The organism is Variovorax sp. YR752 (assembly GCF_943372545.1).
In genome coordinates this window covers 16,326-35,087 of sequence record NZ_CALRZC010000073.1, presented here as the reverse complement: position 1 = coordinate 35,087, position 18,762 = coordinate 16,326, and the positions used below count along the sequence as shown (strand labels likewise).

At 68.0% G+C, this 18,762-nt stretch carries 15 protein-coding genes; 12 read left to right on the top strand and 3 right to left on the bottom strand.

Translation table 11 applies throughout. The annotated features are described in order from the left end of the window. Nucleotides 1–378 precede the first annotated feature (378 nt). Entirely contained in the window at nt 379–1,500 is a 1,122-nt protein-coding gene (locus AAG801_RS18530) for an SAM-dependent methyltransferase (RefSeq protein ID WP_341889661.1), read from the bottom strand. Nucleotides 1,501–1,531: 31 nt separating this feature from the next. Here AAG801_RS18530 and AAG801_RS18525 point away from each other — a divergent pair, with 31 nt between their 5' ends. From AAG801_RS18525 to AAG801_RS18500, 6 genes are all read left to right on the top strand, one after another. Further along, nucleotides 1,532–2,314: an SDR family oxidoreductase gene (locus tag AAG801_RS18525; RefSeq protein WP_341889660.1), complete on the top strand. Its 783-nt coding sequence runs from the start codon at nt 1,532–1,534 to the stop codon at nt 2,312–2,314. A gap of 14 nt (nt 2,315–2,328) precedes the next feature. Then, a complete protein-coding gene (locus AAG801_RS18520) occupies nt 2,329–2,706 on the top strand; it encodes a dihydroneopterin aldolase (protein ID WP_341889659.1) in 378 nt (125 codons plus the stop codon). A 52-nt stretch (nt 2,707–2,758) separates the two neighbouring features. Beyond that, complete coding sequence (gene ttcA / locus AAG801_RS18515) at nt 2,759–3,688, top strand: tRNA 2-thiocytidine(32) synthetase TtcA (RefSeq protein ID WP_341889658.1); 930 nt, start codon at nt 2,759–2,761, stop codon at nt 3,686–3,688. 234 nt (nt 3,689–3,922) lie between these two features. Continuing rightward, nucleotides 3,923–4,528 carry a DUF4136 domain-containing protein gene (locus AAG801_RS18510; RefSeq protein WP_341889657.1) on the top strand — a complete coding sequence of 202 codons (606 nt, stop codon included), beginning with the start codon at nt 3,923–3,925 and terminating at the stop codon, nt 4,526–4,528. Between the two features lie 22 nt (nt 4,529–4,550). Next, nucleotides 4,551–5,201, top strand: coding sequence for a histidine phosphatase family protein (locus AAG801_RS18505; protein ID WP_341889656.1), 651 nt, complete (start codon nt 4,551–4,553; stop codon nt 5,199–5,201). Between the two features lie 45 nt (nt 5,202–5,246). Next, complete coding sequence (locus AAG801_RS18500) at nt 5,247–5,939, top strand: Crp/Fnr family transcriptional regulator (protein WP_341889655.1); 693 nt, start codon at nt 5,247–5,249, stop codon at nt 5,937–5,939. 241 nt (nt 5,940–6,180) lie between these two features. On the opposite strand, the gene AAG801_RS18495 is transcribed toward AAG801_RS18500, so the two are convergent. Continuing rightward, nucleotides 6,181–9,351: an efflux RND transporter permease subunit gene (locus AAG801_RS18495; RefSeq protein ID WP_341889654.1), complete on the bottom strand. Its 3,171-nt coding sequence runs from the start codon at nt 9,349–9,351 to the stop codon at nt 6,181–6,183. Continuing rightward, a complete protein-coding gene (locus tag AAG801_RS18490; RefSeq protein WP_101491318.1) occupies nt 9,348–10,493 on the bottom strand; it encodes an efflux RND transporter periplasmic adaptor subunit in 1,146 nt (381 codons plus the stop codon). The genes AAG801_RS18495 and AAG801_RS18490 overlap by 4 nt, the downstream gene beginning before the upstream one ends. Nucleotides 10,494–10,749: 256 nt before the next feature. Between AAG801_RS18490 and AAG801_RS18485 the strand changes: the two genes are divergently transcribed. The 6 genes from AAG801_RS18485 to mdoH all read left to right on the top strand — a co-directional run bounded on the left by AAG801_RS18485 (nt 10,750) and on the right by mdoH (nt 18,588). Next, nucleotides 10,750–11,208, top strand: coding sequence for a hypothetical protein (locus tag AAG801_RS18485; RefSeq protein ID WP_341889653.1), 459 nt, complete (start codon nt 10,750–10,752; stop codon nt 11,206–11,208). 87 nt (nt 11,209–11,295) lie between these two features. Beyond that, nucleotides 11,296–12,660: a tRNA (N6-isopentenyl adenosine(37)-C2)-methylthiotransferase MiaB gene (gene miaB / locus AAG801_RS18480; protein WP_341889652.1), complete on the top strand. Its 1,365-nt coding sequence runs from the start codon at nt 11,296–11,298 to the stop codon at nt 12,658–12,660. Then, a complete protein-coding gene (locus AAG801_RS18475; RefSeq protein ID WP_341889651.1) occupies nt 12,660–14,087 on the top strand; it encodes an ATP-binding protein in 1,428 nt (475 codons plus the stop codon). The genes miaB and AAG801_RS18475 overlap by 1 nt, the downstream gene beginning before the upstream one ends. Before the next feature lie 86 nt (nt 14,088–14,173). Next, a complete protein-coding gene (locus AAG801_RS18470) occupies nt 14,174–14,785 on the top strand; it encodes a hypothetical protein (RefSeq protein ID WP_341889650.1) in 612 nt (203 codons plus the stop codon). After that, nucleotides 14,782–16,170 carry a sigma 54-interacting transcriptional regulator gene (locus tag AAG801_RS18465; protein WP_101491163.1) on the top strand — a complete coding sequence of 463 codons (1,389 nt, stop codon included), beginning with the start codon at nt 14,782–14,784 and terminating at the stop codon, nt 16,168–16,170. The genes AAG801_RS18470 and AAG801_RS18465 overlap by 4 nt, the downstream gene beginning before the upstream one ends. A gap of 402 nt (nt 16,171–16,572) precedes the next feature. Continuing rightward, nucleotides 16,573–18,588 (top strand): glucans biosynthesis glucosyltransferase MdoH, encoded by a 2,016-nt coding sequence (gene mdoH / locus AAG801_RS18460; protein WP_341889649.1) that lies wholly within the window; start codon nt 16,573–16,575, stop codon nt 18,586–18,588. Nucleotides 18,589–18,762 lie beyond the last annotated feature (174 nt).

Sequence of the window (18,762 nt, the reverse complement as noted above, 5' to 3'; positions counted from 1 at the left end):
GTTCCCCAACGAAGTCTTTGTTGCTTGCTTATGACCAAGTCTTCTCGTTGAAAGCACAAGGCGCCAAAGGCGCGAAGCGCCTGTGGCGCCGTGGTGGCCGAGCGCAGCGACGGCCCGTCCGGCTCCCAAGCCCCTCTGTATGCGCCGAGGAGCGCAGCGTTTCGCGGATCAGGGCTCGCAGCTGTTTGAGCGAAGCGAGTTCTGCGAGACCCCGCGAAACGCGAGCACCGCAGGTTGCCCGTAGCGAAGCGAAGGGACGCAGACAGTGGGGTCGCCTTTTCTTTGCTTACTTTCTTTTGGCGAAGCAAAAGAAAGTAAGTCGCCCGCCGGGGCGAGTCCCGGCCTCGGGAAGCAAGAGCTCGGCAAGAACCAAAGCCCTCAGAGCGTATGACTCCGATCCCCTTCAGAAAACCCGACGGCGTCCCAAGGCTCCCCCACAGCAAACCCCACCACCTTAAACAACTCCCCCATCTCATGCTCATGAATCAACCGAGCCGCCATCCCCCGCTGCGCCACAGTCCCTCGCTCCATCAACCCCAACATCCCGCAGTTCAAAAGAAACCGCGCCTGACTCGTATAGCCAAGAACAGAAAGCCCCGCCTCCTGCCCCGCCACAGCGATCCCCGTGAAGTCGACGTGCGCTGTGATGTCCTTGTACCCCACCTCAGACAGCGGATCGCCATCCGCCTGGTGCCCCCGATGGCACATCACCGTCCCCATGTGCCGCTGCGGGTGGTAGTACTCGCCCTCGGGAAACCCATAGTCGATGAGAAAAGCCGCGCCCTTCTCCAGACGGTCCGCCAGCGTCGCAATAAAAGCTTGCGCCTGCGGATGCACCTCGGTCAGGTAGTCATGCACCCCCGCCACCTCGACCGGCGGCCGAAGATCAGTCGGCCGGTCCGCCCAGGTCCACCCATCCCCCGCCGGATTGCGCACCACCCCCCGCTCGAACCACGCCCCCTTCACCCGCGCCAGCAGCTGCACCGGCATCGCATCGAGCACTTCATTGCCGACCACCACGCCCGCCATGGACTCAGGCAGTTCCCCGAGCCATTCGACCCGCCCCGCATGCCCCGCCAGCGCCTGCTGCTGCCGCTCCCGCAAGGTGCCCGACAGATCGACGATGCGATAGCGCACATCGCTGCGCCCCATCTCGCCCAGCGCATGCAGCAGCTGCACCGCCAGCGCCCCCGAGCCCGCGCCGAATTCCCACACCGTGTCGGTGCCGGTTTTTTCGAGTGCCTCCAAAACCTGCACCGCAAGCGTGTGGCCGAACATCGGCGTCAGCTCGGGCGCGGTCACGAAGTCGCTGCCGGATGAGGGCATGTGGCCGAACTTGGCCGAGGTGTTGGCGTAGTAGCCGAGCCCCGGCGCATACAGGGCCAGGGCCATGAAGCGGTCGAAGCCGATCCATCCGCCCGCACGTTCGACAGAACGGGTAATCAGATGGTCGAGGGCGATGGGTAAACTGTTTGTGGTTGGCGTCGTCACGGGCGCCATTGTCCTCTTCCTCCTCGTTTTCTTCCCTCGCATGAGTGCCACTCCACCCTCCTCCCCCGATCGCCGCCGCACCGTCCTCGTCACGGGCGCGGGCCGCCGGCTGGGCCGCGAGATCGCGCTGGCGCTCGCGGCGGGCGGCTGGCAGGTGGCGGTGCACTACCGCAGCTCGCGCGCCGAGGCCGAGCAGACCGTGGCCGACTGCGCCGCGCGCTCGGGCGACTCAGCGCTGTTCGAGGCCGACCTCGCCGACGAGCAGGCCACGCGCGCCCTGCTGCCTCGCGTGGCGGCGCGCTTTCGCGCTGTGGATGCGGTCGTGCACAGCGCCGCCCTCTTCGAACACGACGACGCCGCCAGCTTCAGCTACGCGCTCATGGAACGCCACGCGCGCAGCAACACCGGCGCGGCCATCCTGCTGGCGCAAGCGCTGCATGACCACCTGGCCCGGCGCGATGCGCAGGGCGCCGTGGTGCACCTGCTCGACCAGAAGCTCTGGAACCCGAACCCCGACTTCCTGAGCTACACGCTCTCCAAGGCCGCGCTCGAAGCCGCCACCCCGATGCTGGCGCTGGCGCTGGCGCCGCGCGTGCGCGTGGTGGGCGTGGCGCCCGGCCTCACGCTGGCGAGCCACATGCTCGACGACGACAAGTTCGCGCAGCTGCACAAGCTGTCGCCGCTGGGCCGCTCGTCCACATCGGAAGACGTGGCCGCCACCGTGAAGTTCGCGCTGGAGAACAGCTCGGTCACCGGCACCACGCTGCTCGTCGACGGCGGCCAGCACCTCATGAAATTCGAGCGCGACTTCTCGCTCATGTGACGAGCACCACCACCATGTCCACGAACACACCGCACGGCCACCAGACACTCACCCTCCAGGGCCTGCGCTTCGACGCCAACCTGGGCATCCTCGATCAGGAAAAAACCGCGCCGCAGCCGATCCTGGTGGACGCCGAACTCAACCTCGGCCCGCAGCCGCTGCTGCCGCAGGACGACGACATCTTCCACGTGCTGGACTACCGCAAGGTGCGCCGCATCATCATCGACGAGTGCACCGCCGAGCACGTCAACCTGCTCGAAAGCCTGATCGGCAAGCTCGCGCAGCGCCTGCTGCAACTGCCCGGCGTGCGGGGCGTGCGCGTGAAGATCGCCAAGCTCGAAATCTTCGACGACTGCGAAGTCGCCATCCGCATCGAAGCCGGGGAATGGTGATCCAAGGCAAAATCGGGGGTCTTTCCCCCGATTTGCCCGAAGTAGCCACCCAATGAACGCCGTCTGGATCGACGAAACGCCCGAAGCCGGCGCGCCCCCCAATTCGCTGAAGATCGAGCGCGAGACGCACAAGCTCGAGAAGCGCCTGTGCCGCCAGGTCGGCCAGGCCATCGTCGACTACAACATGATCGAAGAAGGCGACAAGGTCATGGTGTGCGTCTCGGGCGGCAAAGACAGCTACGCGCTGCTCGACATCCTGCTCAAGATGAAGGCGCGCGCGCCCATCCACTTCGACATCGTCGCGGTCAACCTCGACCAGAAGCAGCCCGGCTTTCCCGAAGAGGTGCTGCCCAAGTACCTGAGCGACCTGGGCGTGGCCTTCCACATCGAGAACCAGGACACCTACAGCATCGTCAAGCGCGTGATCCCCGAGGGCAAGACCACCTGCGGCCTGTGCAGCCGGCTGCGCCGCGGCATCCTGTACCGCGTGGCCGACGAGCTGGGCGCCACCAAGGTCGCGCTGGGCCACCACCGCGACGACATGCTGCAGACCTTCTTCCTCAACATGTTCTTCGGCGGCAAGTTGAAGAGCATGCCGCCCAAGCTGGTGAGCGACGACGGCAAGCACGTCGTGATCCGCCCGCTGGCCTACGTGGCCGAAAAAGACACGGTGCGCTGGGCGCAGCACCGCGAGTTCCCGATCATTCCCTGCACGCTGTGCGGCAGCCAGGAGAACCTGCAGCGCAAGCAGGTCGGCGAGATGCTGCGCGAGTGGGACAAGAAGTACCCCGGCCGCGTCGAAAACATGTTCACCGCGCTGCAGAACGTCGTGCCTTCGCACCTGCTCGACGGAACGCTGCACGACTTCAAGGGTCTGAAGGCGACGGGCGTGGCCGACGAGAACGGCGACAAGGCCTTCGACACGCCCGCTTTCGACCTGCTCTCCCAGGCACCCTCAGCCCTGCGCATCGTTCAGGGCTAAGAAGGTGTGAACGAACCCGACATGTCCGCTCATCCCGCCCAGACACGCCCCCTCTTCGTTGCAAATGCTCGCCATAGCCTGAGCTATGGCTGCGCTTTGCGCCTCGATGGGACGCGCCTGGACGGGCTGCTCGGCCACGCCGGATTCATTCACACCTTCTGACGGGCAACCCAGGGGACTTTGAGGGCCACAGGCCCGGAGACCCTTATGTATCGTGCGTTTTCAGCTCTATTTTTGGTAGCAACCCTGAGCGGCTGCGCCACCTCCTGGGTGGTCGACAGCAACGTCAAGAGCTTTGCCACGCCGGGCACGGCCGTGCCGCCCGGCGCCACCTACCGCTTCGAGCGCCTGCCTTCGCAGCAGGCCGACACGGCGCGCCAGGACGGCCTCGAGGCCATGGCCTCGGCCGCGCTCGACAAGGTCGGCCTGCGCCGCGACGACACCCGACCGCAGTACACGGCGCAGATCGGCGCGCGCGTCACGGCGGCGCTGTCGCCCTGGGCCGATCCGTGGCTGTACGGGCCCGGCCCCTGGGGCTACGGCTATGGCGGCTACAGCGGCTACTACGGCCACCGCTGGCATGGCGGCGGCTGGTACGGCGGCCCGATGTTCACGCCGCCGGCCAACCCCTGGTACCAGCGCGAGGTGAGCCTCGTGCTGCGCGAGGCGGGCGCCAGCCACCGCGTGGTGTACGAGACCCGCGCGCGCAACGACGGCCCCTACAGCTCGAGCGCCGCGATCCTGCCGGTGATGTTCGAGGCCGCACTGCAGGGCTTTCCAACCCCGCCGCCGGGCGAGCGCCGCGTGAACATCGAGCTCACGCCGGCCGCCAAGAAATGACGCACTTCTAGAATTCGGACGGATGGAAGCCAATCTCACCCGCCTGATCGCCGTGCGCCACGGCGAAACCGCCTGGAACGTCGACACCCGCATCCAGGGCCACCTCGACATCGGCCTCAATGCCACCGGCCTCTGGCAGGCGCAGCGCGCCGGACAGGCGCTGGCCGACGAGCCGATTGCAGCGGTCTACGCCAGCGACCTCTCGCGCGCCTGGCAGACCGCCCAGGCCATCGCCGCGCCCCACGGCCTCGACGTGCAGCCCGACCTGGGCCTGCGCGAGCGTGCCTTCGGCCGCTTCGAGGGCATGAGCTTCGCCGAGATCGAGGCCACCTTGCCCGAAGACGCCCGCCGCTGGCGCGAGCGCGACCCCGAGTTCGAACCCGAAGGCGGCGGCGAGAGCCTGCTGACCTTTCGCGACCGCGTGACGGGCACCGCCTCGGCCATCGCCGCGCGCCACCCGGGCCAGCTCGTGGTGCTGGTGGCCCACGGGGGCGTGATGGACGTGCTCTACCGCGCCGCCACGCGCCAGGAACTGCAGGCGCCGCGCACCTGGCAGCTCGGCAACGCGGCCATCAACCGCATGCTGTGGACGCCCGAGGGCTTCAGTCTCGTCGGCTGGAGCGACATCACGCATCTGGCCGCGGACACGCCGCTCGACGAGTCCACGACCTAGCGCGTTGGGCCGCTTGCCGTTTTCCGCCCCGGGCAAGACGCTCCCATGAAAAGAACAACGCCCACCCCCTCGGCCTACGCCAGCTGGGATGCGTCCCAGACGCTGTCTGCGCCGTGGACCGACGCCACGCACCTGGGAAGCTTCGTCACCCTGGAGGCCGGCGACACCATTGCGCGCGAAGGCGAACGGCACGATTACTTCTACCTGTTGCGATCGGGCTTCGTGCATTCCACGATCCAGCGAAGCAACGGCTCGGAGTTCCTGCTCGAGATCTTCGGGCCCGGTGCGATCTTTGGCGAAGGCCCGGCGTTTGCCGACAGCCCTCGACCGACGACGACCCGTGCCATCGCGCCGGCCATGCTCAGCCGCTACCGCCCGGCGGATGTCGCGCAGCAGTTTTCGGCGCTTCCCGAGCTCGCGACCTCGTTGATCCAGCTGCTCGGCTTCAAGAACCACATGATCGTCGCCAAGCTGGCCGGCGTGGCGTCGGCGGCGCCCAAGGAGCGGGTCGTCGATTTACTGCTGCGTGTGGCGCGTCCGCCATCGACGCAGGCATCGAACACACTCACCGTCGATCTGACGCACGAGCAGATCGGCGCCATGACGGCATTGAGCCGCGTCACCGTCACCCGCACGCTGAATGCGCTGGTGGGACACGGGCTCATTGAAACGCGGGCCCGGCAGGTCAGCATTCCGAATGCGGCGGCCTTGCGTCGTTACCGCGACGCGACACCGTAAGAAAAAAGCCCACTTCCTGTATCGCTGGATACCTTCGGCACCTTCACCCCCTCGCCATCATTCATCCCGTCACACACAGGGATGGGAAGAGGGCAGGAGGAAAAAACGGAGGGACCGTTGAAGCAAGAGGCCAGAGCGCCCTCAATGGACGATGGCCCGGTGTGACGTTTCGCAGGACTGCAAAAGTTCTTCTGGCCGGGTGGCTCACGCGCGTGGCCATCCGGCATCTTTTGAATCGCCGTCAGGCGTGCGAGGCGGCGTGACCGCCCGCTGCAGCCTCGGCCTTCGCCTCGCCCGGCAGCTCCACCATCGGCCCGCTGCCGCTGTAGCGGTCGAGCGCCAGGTAGATCGCGGGCGTGATGTACAGCGTGATCACCTGCGAGAAGATCAGCCCGCCCACCACCGCCACGCCCAAGGGCTGACGCAGTTCGGCGCCGGCGCCCAGGCCCAGTGCGAGCGGCAGCGCCCCCATCAGCGCGGCCAGCGTGGTCATGAGAATCGGGCGGAAGCGCAACCGGCAAGCCTCTCGGATCGCGTCGACCGGCTTCATGCCTTCGGTGCGCTGCGCGTCGAGCGCGAAGTCGATCATCATGATCGCGTTCTTCTTCACGATGCCGATCAGCAGCAGGATGCCGATGGTCGCGATCAGCGTGAGGTCGAAGCCGAAGAGCTTCAGCGAGAGCAACGCCCCCACGGCCGCCGAGGGCAGGCCCGCCAGGATCGTCAGCGGGTGGATGTAGCTCTCGTACAGCACGCCCAGCAGCACATAGATGACCAGCACCGCGAGCACCAGCAGCACGGCCTGGCTCGACTGCGAACTCTGGAACACCGCCGCGTCGCCGCCGTAGGTCGTGATGATCGACTGCGGCATCTTCAGCTCGTCCTTGAAGCGGTCGATCTTCGCGGTCGCGTTGCCCAGCGGCACATCGGGGCCGAGGTTGAACGACACCGTCACCGCCTGCAGCTGGCCCTGGTGGTTGACCGAGGTCGGGCCCACCGTGCGCTTGACGGTCGAGAAGGCCGACAGCGGCACCAGCTTGCCGGTGGTGCTGCGCACCGACAGGCGCGCCACGTCTTCCTCGAACTGGCGGTCGCTGTCGGCCGCCGACAGGATGACCTGGTAGGTGTTGCTGGCGCCGTAGATGCTGCCGATCTGGCGGTCACCGTAGGCGTTGTACAGCGCGGTGCGCAGGTCGCCCACGGCCACGCCGAGCACGCCGGCCTTGTCGCGGTCGATCTCGAGCGTGGCCTGCAGGCCGCGGTTCTGCGAGTCGCTGGTGACGTCGCGGAAGTCGGGGTCGGCGCGCATGCGCTCCATGAGCTTGGTCGACCACGGCACCATTTCGCCGGCGTTCACGCTCTGCAGCGTGTACTGGAAACGCGCCTTGCTCTGGCGCCCGCCCAATCGCAGGTTCTGCACCGGCTGCATGTAGACGGCCACGCCCGGAATCTCGCGGAAACGCTGGCGCAGCGACTCGAGCACCTTCGGCATCTTGGGCCGCTCGCTGCGCGGCTTGAGCACCGCGAACAGGCGGCCCGAGTTCTGCGTGGCGGTCGGTCCGCCCACGCCGACGAAGGAACTCACGTAGGCCACGCTGGGGTCGGCCTGGAGCGCGGCGGCCACGCGGTCCTGCAGCGCCTTCATGGCGGTGAACGAAATGTCTTCGGCCGCCTCGGTGGTGATCTGGATCTGGCCGATGTCTTCCTCGGGGAAGAAGCCCTTGGGGATGCTGACGAAGAGCCAGGCCGTGACGACGAAGGTCAGGCCCGCCATCGCCAGCATCAGCGCGCGGTGGCCGAGCGTCCAGTCGAGCGTGCGCATGTAGCCGCCGTGCACCGCGCGGTAGCCGCGCTCGAAGGCACGGCCGATCGCGGTGCCGGGTTCGGGGTGCCCTTCTTCATGGTCCAGCCCCCCCTCTTTTTCCTTGCGCGGCACGTGCTTGAGCAGCCGGCTCGCGAGCATCGGCACGAGCGTGAGCGACACCACGGCCGACACCAGCACCGCCAGCGCCACCACCACGGCGAACTCGTGGAACAGCAGGCCGATCACGCCGGGCATGAAGAAGATCGGGATGAACACGGCCACCAGCGAGATCGAGATCGACACGATGGTGAAGCCCACCTCGCGCGCGCCGCGCAGGGCAGCGGCCATCGGCTCCATGCCCTTCTCGACGTAGCGCATGATGTTTTCGAGCACCACGATGGCGTCGTCCACCACCAGGCCCACGGCCAGCGTGATGCCCAGCAGCGAGACGTTGTCCAGGCTGTAGCCGAAGGCATACAGCAGCGCCACGGCGCCGATCAGCGAGATCGGGATCGTGGCGGCCGGGATCAGCGTGGCCACCAGCCGGTGCAGGAACAGGAAGATCACCAGCACCACCAGCGCGATGGTGCCCAGCAGCGTGAGCTGCACGTCGTGCACCGCCTCGCGGATGGAGATCGAGCGGTCGTTGACCATCTGGATCTCGACCGACTGCGGCAGTTCGGCCTTGAAGCGCGGGATGAGCGCGCGCACCGCGTCCACCACCTGCACGGTGTTGGCATTGGGCTGGCGCTGCACAGCCAGCGAGATGGAGTCTTGCCCGTTGAAGCTGCTGCCGGTCTTGACCGACTCGAAGCTGTCTTCGAGCGTGGCCACTTCGTCCAGCCGCACCGGCGCGCCATTGCGTTGGGCAATGATGAGCTTGGCGAAGTCGGCCGCCTTCATGAGCTGGCGGTTGGCCTGGATGGTGAGCGTCTGGCGCGGGCCGTCGAGCGTGCCGACCGGCGTGTTGGCGTTGGCCGAGTTCACGGCCTTGGCCAGTTCGTCGAGCGTGATGTTGCGCGCGTTGAGCAGGTCGGCGTTGGCCTTGATGCGCACCGCGAAGGCCTTGCGCCCGTACACGCCCACCTGCGCCACGCCATCGATGGTCGAGAGCGTGGGCGAGATCAGGTTCTCGGCGTAGTCGTTGAGCTCCGACGGGTTCATCGACGGCGAGATCAGCGCGATGAACAGCACCGGCGCATCGGCCGGATTCACCTTGCGGTACGAGGGCAGCTGCGTGAGTTCTTGCGGCAGCTGGCGCTGGGCGCGCAGCAGCGCGGCCTGCACGTCGACCGCGGCGGCGTCGATGTCGCGGCTGCTGACGAATTCGAGCGTGAGCGAGGTCACGCCCTGCGTGTTCACCGAGCTGATGGTCTGCAGGCCGGGGATGGTCGAGAACTGCTTTTCGAGCGGCAGCGCCACCGAACTCGCCATGGTGTCGGGGCTGGCGCCCGGCAGCTGCGCGTTGACGTTGATGACCGGCGTGTTGTAGCTCGGCAGCGCCGCCACGGGGATGCTGAAGTACGCAAAGATGCCGACGACCACGACGGCCGCCGACAGCAGCACCGTCATCGCCGGACGGCGGATGCAGAGCTCTGAGATGTTCATGCGCGTTCCCGCGTGGGCTTGATGTCCGACGAGGCCGCACTGCCCGGCGTGACGCCCGTGGTGCCGTTGCCGGGCGCGCCGCCGGGGCCGGCCGGCGCCTTGACGTCGATGCGCACCTTGCCGCCCGGGCGCACGTTCTGGCTGCCTTCGATCACGACCTGCTCACCAGGCGTCACGCCGCTCACGGCGACTTTGGTGCCGAAGGTGTGGAGCACCTTGACCTGGCGGCGCGCCGCGTTGCGCTCGGCATCGACCACGTACAGCGAGGTGCCGTCGGACAGCATCATGAGCGCCGCGGCCGGCACCACCGTGACGCCGTCGAGCATGCGCACCGTGATGCGCGTGTTGACGAACTGGCCGGGCCACAGGCTCTGGTCGGCATTGGCAAACACGGCCTTGGCGCGCACGGTGCCGATCTGCGGATCGACCGTGTTGTCGACGAAGTCGAGCGTGCCGAAGAGCGGCTCGCGCCGGCCCGTGACCAGCGCCTCGACCTTGGCGCGCGTGCGTGCCGCGGCCAGCAGGTCCTGCAGGTTGCCTTCGGGCACCGGGAAGCTCACGGCGATCGGGTCGAGCTGGGTGATGGTGACCAGCGACAGCGTGGGCTGCACCAGCGTGCCCGGGTAGATGTTGACGGCGCCGATGCGCCCCGCGATGGGCGCGCGCAGCGTGGCGTAGCCCAGCGCCACCTGTGCCGACTGCACGGCGGCGCGGTCGGCCGCGACGGCGGCGCGCTGCGCCTGGAGCTGCGACAGCGTGGCGTCGGCCGCGCTCTTGGCAATGAAGTTCTGCGCCACCAGGTCCTGGCTGCGCTTGTACTGGCGCTCCAGGTCGGCCATGGTGGCCTCGTCCTTCTGCTGCTGAGCCCGGGCGCGCGCCAGGTTGGCCTGGTCGTTGCGGTCGTCGAGCGTGAAGAGCAGCTGCCCTGCTTTGACGAACTGGCCTTCCTTGACGTGCACCGCGCTCACGGTGTTGGTGACCTGCGGGCGAAGGTCGACGCTGTTGAGCGAAACCACGCTGCCGTTGACCTGCACGGTGACCGGCACGTCCTGCTTTTCGGCAGTGGCCAGGGTCACGAGCGCGGCGGCGGCGGGCTTGGCCTCGTCTTTCGCGCTTTTCGTTACCGCGCGGTCGCCGGACATGCGCCACCAGCCCCCTGCGACGGCTACGATCAACACGCCCGCGAGGGCGAAGGCGGCAGTTTTCTTCATGGGTTTCTTGTGCACTTTGGGCTGACAGCAGCTATTGGAGCAGTGGCCGACGCGCGGTGTTCACGGGCACCGTAAAGAAATGTAAAGCAGACCCGACGGAAAGCCCTTCACCACCCGCTGCGCCCCGGCATGAGGGAAAACACCCCCTCGCTAAAATCGCCGGTTCCACAGCCTCTGGATATACCCCATGAACCGCTGCAAGGCACCCACGAAAACGCTCACTTCCCTCGCCCTTTGCGCAGCCGTTGCCGGCGCCGCAGGTCTTTTCTCCCTCCACGCCAGCGCCCAGGACGAGGTGCCCCGTCCGCAGACGCAGAACGAGTCGCTCAATGGCGGGCGCAACTTTCCCATCGGCACGCTGCGCGGCAAGTTCATGGTGACCAGCGCCCCCGACGTCGAACTCGACGGCCGGGCCGACCGCCTGGGCGCCGGCGCGCGCATCCGCAGCCCGCAGAACATGCTGGTGATGCCCGGCGCCATCATTGGCCAGAAGTACCTCGTGAACTACACGCGCGACGCCGCCGGGCTGCTGCGCGAGGTCTGGATCCTGACGCCCGACGAGGCGATGGCCAGCCGCGAATCGCTCAACAAGCCGTTCCTGAACATCTGGCCGTTCGTCTCGAACGACACGGTGAACACGCAGTAACGCGACCTCCCCGCAGCAAGAAAAAATCCGCGGGCGCCACGAGCGCCCGCCGCCCTTCCACTTCGCGAAGGGCACAGAGAGCTCCCCATGAAAAAAGTATTCATCAAGACCTTCGGCTGCCAGATGAACGAGTACGACTCGGACAAGATGGCCGACGTGCTCCACGCCGCGCAGGGCTACGAGCCCACGCAGAACGTGGACGAGGCCGACCTCATCCTGTTCAACACCTGCTCGGTGCGCGAGAAGGCGCAAGAGAAGGTGTTCTCCGACCTCGGCCGCGTGAAGCACCTGAAGGCCAAGGGCGTGAAGATCGGCGTGGGCGGCTGCGTGGCGAGCCAGGAAGGCCAGGCCATCATCGCGCGCGCGCCGTACGTCGACATCGTGTTCGGCCCGCAGACGCTGCACCGCCTGCCCGAGATGCTCAACGACCGCGACAGGCTCGACCGCCCGCAGGTCGACATCAGCTTCCCCGAGATCGAGAAGTTCGACCACCTGCCACCCGCGCGTGTCGACGGCGCCACCGCCTTCGTGTCGATCATGGAAGGCTGCTCCAAGTACTGCAGCTACTGCGTGGTGCCCTACACCCGCGGCGAAGAAGTGAACCGGCCGCTCGACGACGTGCTGGTCGAGATCGCCGGCCTGGCCGACCAGGGCGTGCGCGAGATCACGCTGCTGGGCCAGAACGTGAACGCCTACCGCGGCAAGATGGGCGACACCGCCGAGATCGCCGACTTCGCGCTGCTCATCGAGTACGTGGCCGAGATCCCCGGCATCGAGCGCATCCGCTACACCACCAGCCATCCGAACGAGTTCACGCCCCGACTCATCGAGGCCTACGCCAAGGTGCCGCAGCTCGTGTCGCATTTGCACCTGCCGGTGCAGCACGGCAGCGACCGCATCCTCATGGCGATGAAGCGCGGCTACACCGCCATGGAATACAAGAGCACGGTGCGCAAGCTGCGCGCCATCCGCCCCGACCTCGCATTGAGCAGCGACTTCATCGTCGGCTTCCCCGGCGAGACCGATGCCGACTTCGACAAGATGATGAAGCTCATCGACGACTGCCAGTTCGACAACAGCTTCAGCTTCATCTTCAGCCCGCGCCCCGGCACGCCCGCCGCGACGCTGCAGGACGAGACCCCTTACGACGTGAAGCTGGCCCGCCTGCAGACGCTGCAGCGCGTCATCGACGGCAACGTGCGCCGCTTCGGCGACGCGCTCGTGGGCAGTACGCAGCGCGTGCTGGTCGAGGGCGCCTCGCGCAAGGACGCGAACGAACTCATGGGCCGCACCGCCTGCAACCGCGTCGTCAACTTCGAAGGCGACGCCCGCCTCGTGGGCCAGATGGCCGACCTGCGCATCACGCGCTCGCTGGCCTACACGCTGCGCGGCGAAGTGGTCACGCGCGAATCGGCCCTGGCTGCTGCTGCCGCCACGGCGCTCGTCCACTGATGCCCAAGCGACCGTCCGTCCGGGGCTCGTTCCAGCAGCTCCTGCTTTTTGCCTTTTTGCTCATCACCGCGCTGCTGGTGGGCGTGGCGTTGCGCTCCGTGCTGCAGTACGACGCGCTCGTCACGCAAAGCCGCGACGCCGCCGCGCGTGCGCTGCGCCTGTCGGGCGCTTCGCAGTCGCTGGCCGAACGCAGCGCGGCCATGGAGCGCGCAGGGCGCCAGTCGCTGGTGCTCAACGACGCCGTGCTGCGCCGCCGCTTCGATGAAGCGGCGCGCGAATCCCATCAGGTGCTGGAGCGCCTGGAGCGCAACGGCCTGCCGGCCGCCGGCATCGACATGTGGCGCGGCCAGCTCGGCGTGATCGAAGGGCTGCTCAGCGGCAGTCCCGACAGCGCCCTGGCGCGCGAAAGCACGATGGCGATGCAGTTCCGCGAACTCGACGCGCTGAACACCAACCTCGCGCAGCAGGCGCAGTTCCTGATCGAAACGCAGAACGACGCGCTGGCCAAGCGCATCGAGAACGCACGCCGCCGGCTGATGCGCGAGGTGGTGGCCGCCAGCGTGCTGGCCGTGTCGCTGGCGCTGGCCTTCGGCATCTGGCTGGCGCGGCCCTTCAAGCGGCTCGAGAACGCCATCGTCGGCCTGGGCCAGAACCGGCTCGACGAGCCGATCGACATCCGCGGCCCGGCCGACGTGCGGCGCGTGTCGCAGCAGCTCGAATGGCTGCGGCTGCGCCTGACCGAACTCGACGCCGACAAGGCGCGCTTCCTGCGCCACGTGTCGCACGAGCTGAAGACGCCGCTGGCGGCGCTGCGCGAAGGCGTGTCGCTGCTCGAAGACGGCGTGACCGGGCCGCTGAACCCGGCGCAGCTCGAAGTGGCGCAGATCCTGCAGCAGAACACCGTGTCGCTGCAGAACCAGATCGAGGCGCTGCTGCGCTTCAACGCCGCCGCCTTCGAGGCGCGCGAGCTGCGCCGCGAGCGCACCGAGCTGCTGCCGCTGATCGAAGAGCAGATCGAGGCCCAGCGCCTGCAGTGGCAGGCGCACGGCCTGCGCGTGCGCGCCGAGGGCGAGCCGATCACGCTCACGGTCGACCGCACCAAGCTCGGCACCGCCATCGCCAACCTGCTGTCGAACGCGATCCGCTTCTCGGCCGCGGGCGGCGTGATCACGCTGGCCGTGTCGGGCACGCCCGAGGCGGTGCACATCGACGTGTGCGACGCCGGCCCCGGCATTGCCGCGGGCGACCGCGACCGCATCTTCGAACCCTTCTTCCGCGGCGAGCGCCAGCCCGAGCACACGGTGAAAGGCACCGGCATCGGGCTTTCCATCGTGCAGGAGTACATTGCAGCCCATGGGGGCCGCATCGCCCTGCTGCCGGACGGCCCCGGTGCACGCTTTCGCATCGAACTGCCGCGCACGACCTGACCCCGGACACCCCCACCCAACACCGCCCCGCGCTTTTTCGACCCATGTTCCTTTCGTTCGTCCGCAGATCCACCTTCGCCGGGGCCATGGCCGTGCCATGCGCCCTGCTGCTGGCGGCCTGCGCCTCCCAGCCCAAGCCGCCGGCCGAAGCCGACGCGCTGCCGCCGCCCGTGGCCGCGCCACGCGTGGTGCCGGTCGAGGCAGAGCCCCGCGCGCCGGCCACGCAGCCGGCCTCGCTGTTCACGCAGCTCACGCAGGGCCCCGTCGCGGCCCTGCTGGCCTACGCTGACAAAGTGCGCCCGCTGGGCGGCGCCGACCTGAGTGCCGAAATTTCGCGCGTCGGCGAACAGGGCGAAACGCCCGCGGCGCAGGTGCAGCTCGCGATCCTGCTCGCGCAGACCCGCGTACCGGCCGACCTGGCGCGCGCGCTGGGCCTGCTGCAGCGCGTGATCGGCAACCCGGCCCCCGAGGCGCAGCCTCTGCAACCGCTCGCGCGGGTGCTGGCGGCGCGTTACATCGAGCAGCGCCGCGTCGAGGACGACCGCGACAAGCAGGTGCAGCAGCTGCGCGACAGCCAGCGCCGCATCGACCAGCTCAACGAGCGCATCGAGGCGCTGCGCGCCATCGAGCGCAGCTTCGCCCGGCCGAACACGCCGGCACCTGTCACTGCCCCCAACGGAAGCAGATCCAACCCATGAGCACAACCGGCGCCCGCCTCCTCGTGGTCGATGACGACCCGGACATGCTGCGGCTGCTGTCGATGCGGCTGGTGTCGGCGGGCTACCAGGTCACGGCCGTCACCTCGGCCGAGACCGCGCTCACGCAACTCGAGATCGAGCACCCGCAGCTGGTGCTCAGCGACGTGCGCCTGCCCGGGCGCGACGGCCTGCAGCTGTTCGACGAGATCCGCAAGCGCCACCCAACGCTGCCCGTCATTCTGCTGACCGCGCACGGCACCATTCCCGACGCGGTCGAGGCCACGGCGCGCGGCGTGTTCACCTACCTCACCAAGCCCTACGACGCACGCGAACTGCTCGAGAAGATCTCGCAGGCGCTGGCGCTCGGTGCGCCCACCACCACGCCGAGCAAGACCGGCGACGACAGCTGGCGCTCGGAAATCGTGAGCCGCAGCAACCGCATGGCCGAGCTGCTGGCCGAGGCGCGCATGGTCGCCAAGTCGGACGCATCCGTGCTGCTGCGCGGCGACTCCGGCGCCGGCAAGGAACTGCTGGCGCGCGCCATCCACAAGGCCAGCGCACGCGCCGACAAGCCCTTCGTGGCGGTCAACTGCGGCGCCATTCCCGAGGCGCTGCTCGAATCCGAGCTGTTCGGCCACATGAAGGGCGCCTTCACCGACGCCCACGCCAACCACAAGGGCCTGTTCCAGCAGGCCGACGGCGGCACGCTGCTGCTCGACGAAATCGGGGACATGCCGCCCGCGCTGCAGGTCAAGCTGCTGCGCGTGCTGCAGGAGCGCGCGGTGCGCCCGCTCGGCGCGAGCCAGTCGATCGAGGTCGATGTGCGCATCGTCTCGGCCACCCACCGCGACCTGGACGCCGCGATGGAAGCCGGCCAGTTCCGCGAAGACCTGTATTACCGCCTGAACGTGGTGACGCTCACGCTGCCGCCGCTGTCGGCGCGGCGCGAAGACATTCCGCTGCTGGCCAACCACTTCCTGCAGAAGCTGTCGACCAAGTACGGCAAGCGGCTGTCGGGCTTCGCGCCCGAGGCGCTGAAGGCGCTGACCACCGCCGCGTGGCCGGGCAACGTGCGCCAGCTCTACAACGTGGTGGAGCAGGTCTGCGCGCTGTCGGGCTCGCCGCTGATCCCGCTGGCGCTGGTGCAGCGTGCGCTGCGCGTGCCGAGCGTCGAGGTGCTCACCTACGCCGAGGCCAAGCAGCGTTTCGAGCGCGATTACCTCGTCGGCCTGCTCAAGCTGACCGACGGCAACGTGGCCGACGCCGCCCGCCTGGCCGACCGCAACCGCACCGAGTTCTACCGCCTGCTGCAAAAGCACGAGCTCACGCCGGGCAACTTCAAGGCCGACGTTGTCGCTCCCGGTGGCGACCCTGTCGCCGAGTAGCGACAGGTCTAAGTCGTTGATTTGAAAGGCTGTTGTCCCGAGGCCGCCAGGGCTTGTCGGGATTCGGCGACAAAAACAGGGGTTTCGGGGGCCTGGCGGGCCCCTCCCCCACGGAAAACGGCTCCGACTCGCGCCAAGTCGTTGATTTGAAAGCGTTTTTCCGGGCTGGCACAGGGTTTGCCCCTGTACTGGCATGACAGCACTTACCAGCCCATCTTTCGCACTGCGTCCGCAGCGCGACGGCCTGCGTCAAAAGCAGTTTTCCTCCTCGCGGCCCCGTGCCGCGGGCCATTCGCTGACCGCGCTCTCGGGCGTTGGCGGCGCCGCCACGGACTGCGTCTTCAAGCGCCTTCCGGCCATTGGCGACACCCCCCTCGACAAGCAACGTTGGTGAATGAAACGATGAAGCCGAACGACTTCTCCCACCTCAACGTCCTCGCCGAATCCGACATCGCGCGCCGCAGCGCGCTGCGCGAGGAACGCCACCCCAACGCCGTCACAGCACCGCCGGTCAACCGCGGCTCCATGGCACCGCGCCCCTGGCGCGGTTTCTGGAACAGCCTGGGCACCGCCATGCTCGTGCGCCTGGGCGCCGGCCGCAATGCCGACAGCGCCCCCGCCGCCAAGCAAGCCACCCCGGCCCCGCAGGCCTGGGAACGCGCCGCCGGCCAGCGCCGCCTCGCCTTCATGCTGCTCACGCTGCTGAGCACCGTGATCGCGTCGTCGCTGTTCGCCAGCGTGCAACCCGACTACGACAACGTCTGGCTCGAATACGGCCAGATCGGCCTGTACGGCCTGCTGTCGGGCTGGGTCGTCACCGGCTTCGTGACCGCGCTCATGGGCTTCTATGTCTCCGTGCGCGGTGACAAGCACGCCCTCTCGGCGAAACAGGTGGCCCACCACCCGATGAACCCCGAGGCACGCACCGCGATCATCATGCCGATCTGCAACGAGGACGTTGCCACCGTGTTCGCCGGCCTGCGCGCCACCTGCGAATCGGTCGCCACCACGGGCCACGCCAAGCAGTTCGACGTGTTCGTGCTGTCCGACAGCTACAACCCCGAGACCGCCGCCGCCGAGCGCGCCGCCTGGGAAGACCTTCGCGCCGCACTGGCCGAAAGCCCGAACCAGCCGCAGGTCGAGGTGTACTACCGCCTGCGCACCCGCCGCACGCACCGCAAGGCCGGCAACGTCGCCGACTTCTGCCGCCGCTGGGGCAAGGACTACCGCTACATGGTCGTGCTCGACGCCGACTCCGTGATGAGCGGCGACTGCCTGTCCTCGATGGTCAAGCTGATGGAAGCCAACCCCACCGCCGGCATCATCCAGACCGCGACGCAGGCCATCGGCCACGTCACGCTGCACGCCCGCGCCCAGCAGTTCGCTTCGCGCGTGACGGGTCGCCTGTTCACGCTGGGCATGCAGTTCTGGCAGCTCGGCGAGTCGCACTACTGGGGCCACAACGCCATCATCCGCGTCGAAGCCTTCATGAAGCATTGCGCGCTGGCCCCGATCAAGGGCACCGGCGGCATGTCGGGCGGCATCATGTCGCACGACTTCGTCGAAGCCGCGCTGATGCGCCGCGCCGGCTACCACGTGTGGCTGGTGTCCGACCTGGTCGGCAGCTACGAACAGCAACCGCCGGACCTGCTGGCCGAGCTGCAACGCGACCGCCGCTGGTGCCAGGGCAACCTGCAGAACGCCCGCCTGATGGCCGAACCCGGCATCCACCCGGTGCACCGCGCGATGTTCGTGACCGGCACCATGGCGTATGCCTCGGCACCGCTGTGGCTCGCGTTCCTGACACTGGGCACCGCCCTGTGGCTGAGCGGCTCGAGCCTCGTGTCGAGCTGGAGCGTGCTGCCCGCCGAACTGGCCGGCCTCTGGGTCTGGACCCTGTGCCTGCTGTTCCTGCCGCGCGTGCTGGGCATCGCCGCCGTGCTGATGCGCGGTGAGCAACGCCAGTACGGTGGTGTCTGGGGCCTGGTGAAGAGCTCGGTGCTCGAAGCCGGTCTGGCCATCGTGCAGGCTCCGGTGCGCATGCTGGCCCACTCGCTGTTCGTGCTCGTCGCTCTCACCGGCATCAAGCTCGACTGGAAGTCGCCCCCGCGTGAAGCCAACGCCGTGCCGTGGAAGGTCGCTGCAACCCAGCTGGCCCCCATGACGCTGGTGATCGCCATGCTCGCCGTCGGCGTCGCCATGATCGACCCGAGCGCGCTGATCTGGCTCATGCCTGTCGGCTTGCCGCTGCTGCTGGCGATCCCGCTGACCGTGCTGACCAGCCAGATCGCGCTGGGCACCACGCTGCGCGACCGCGGCTTCCTGCTGATTCCCGAGGAATCGCGTTCGCCCGCCGTGCTGCGTCGTGCGTGGATGCATGCCTTGCGTCTGGCGCGTCCGGCATTGGCAACCGCCTGATGCGCTGAAGACACAGCGCCGATAAGAAGCCGACCTCAGGGTCGGCTTTTTTCATGGCGCGTGGCTAGAATCGCGCCTTCCTTTTTCGTCAACCCACGGATCTCTTCGATCCCCTGGAACGCCAAGTGCCCCGATTCGCCGTCATCACTCTCTGACGCCGACAACACCACTCGC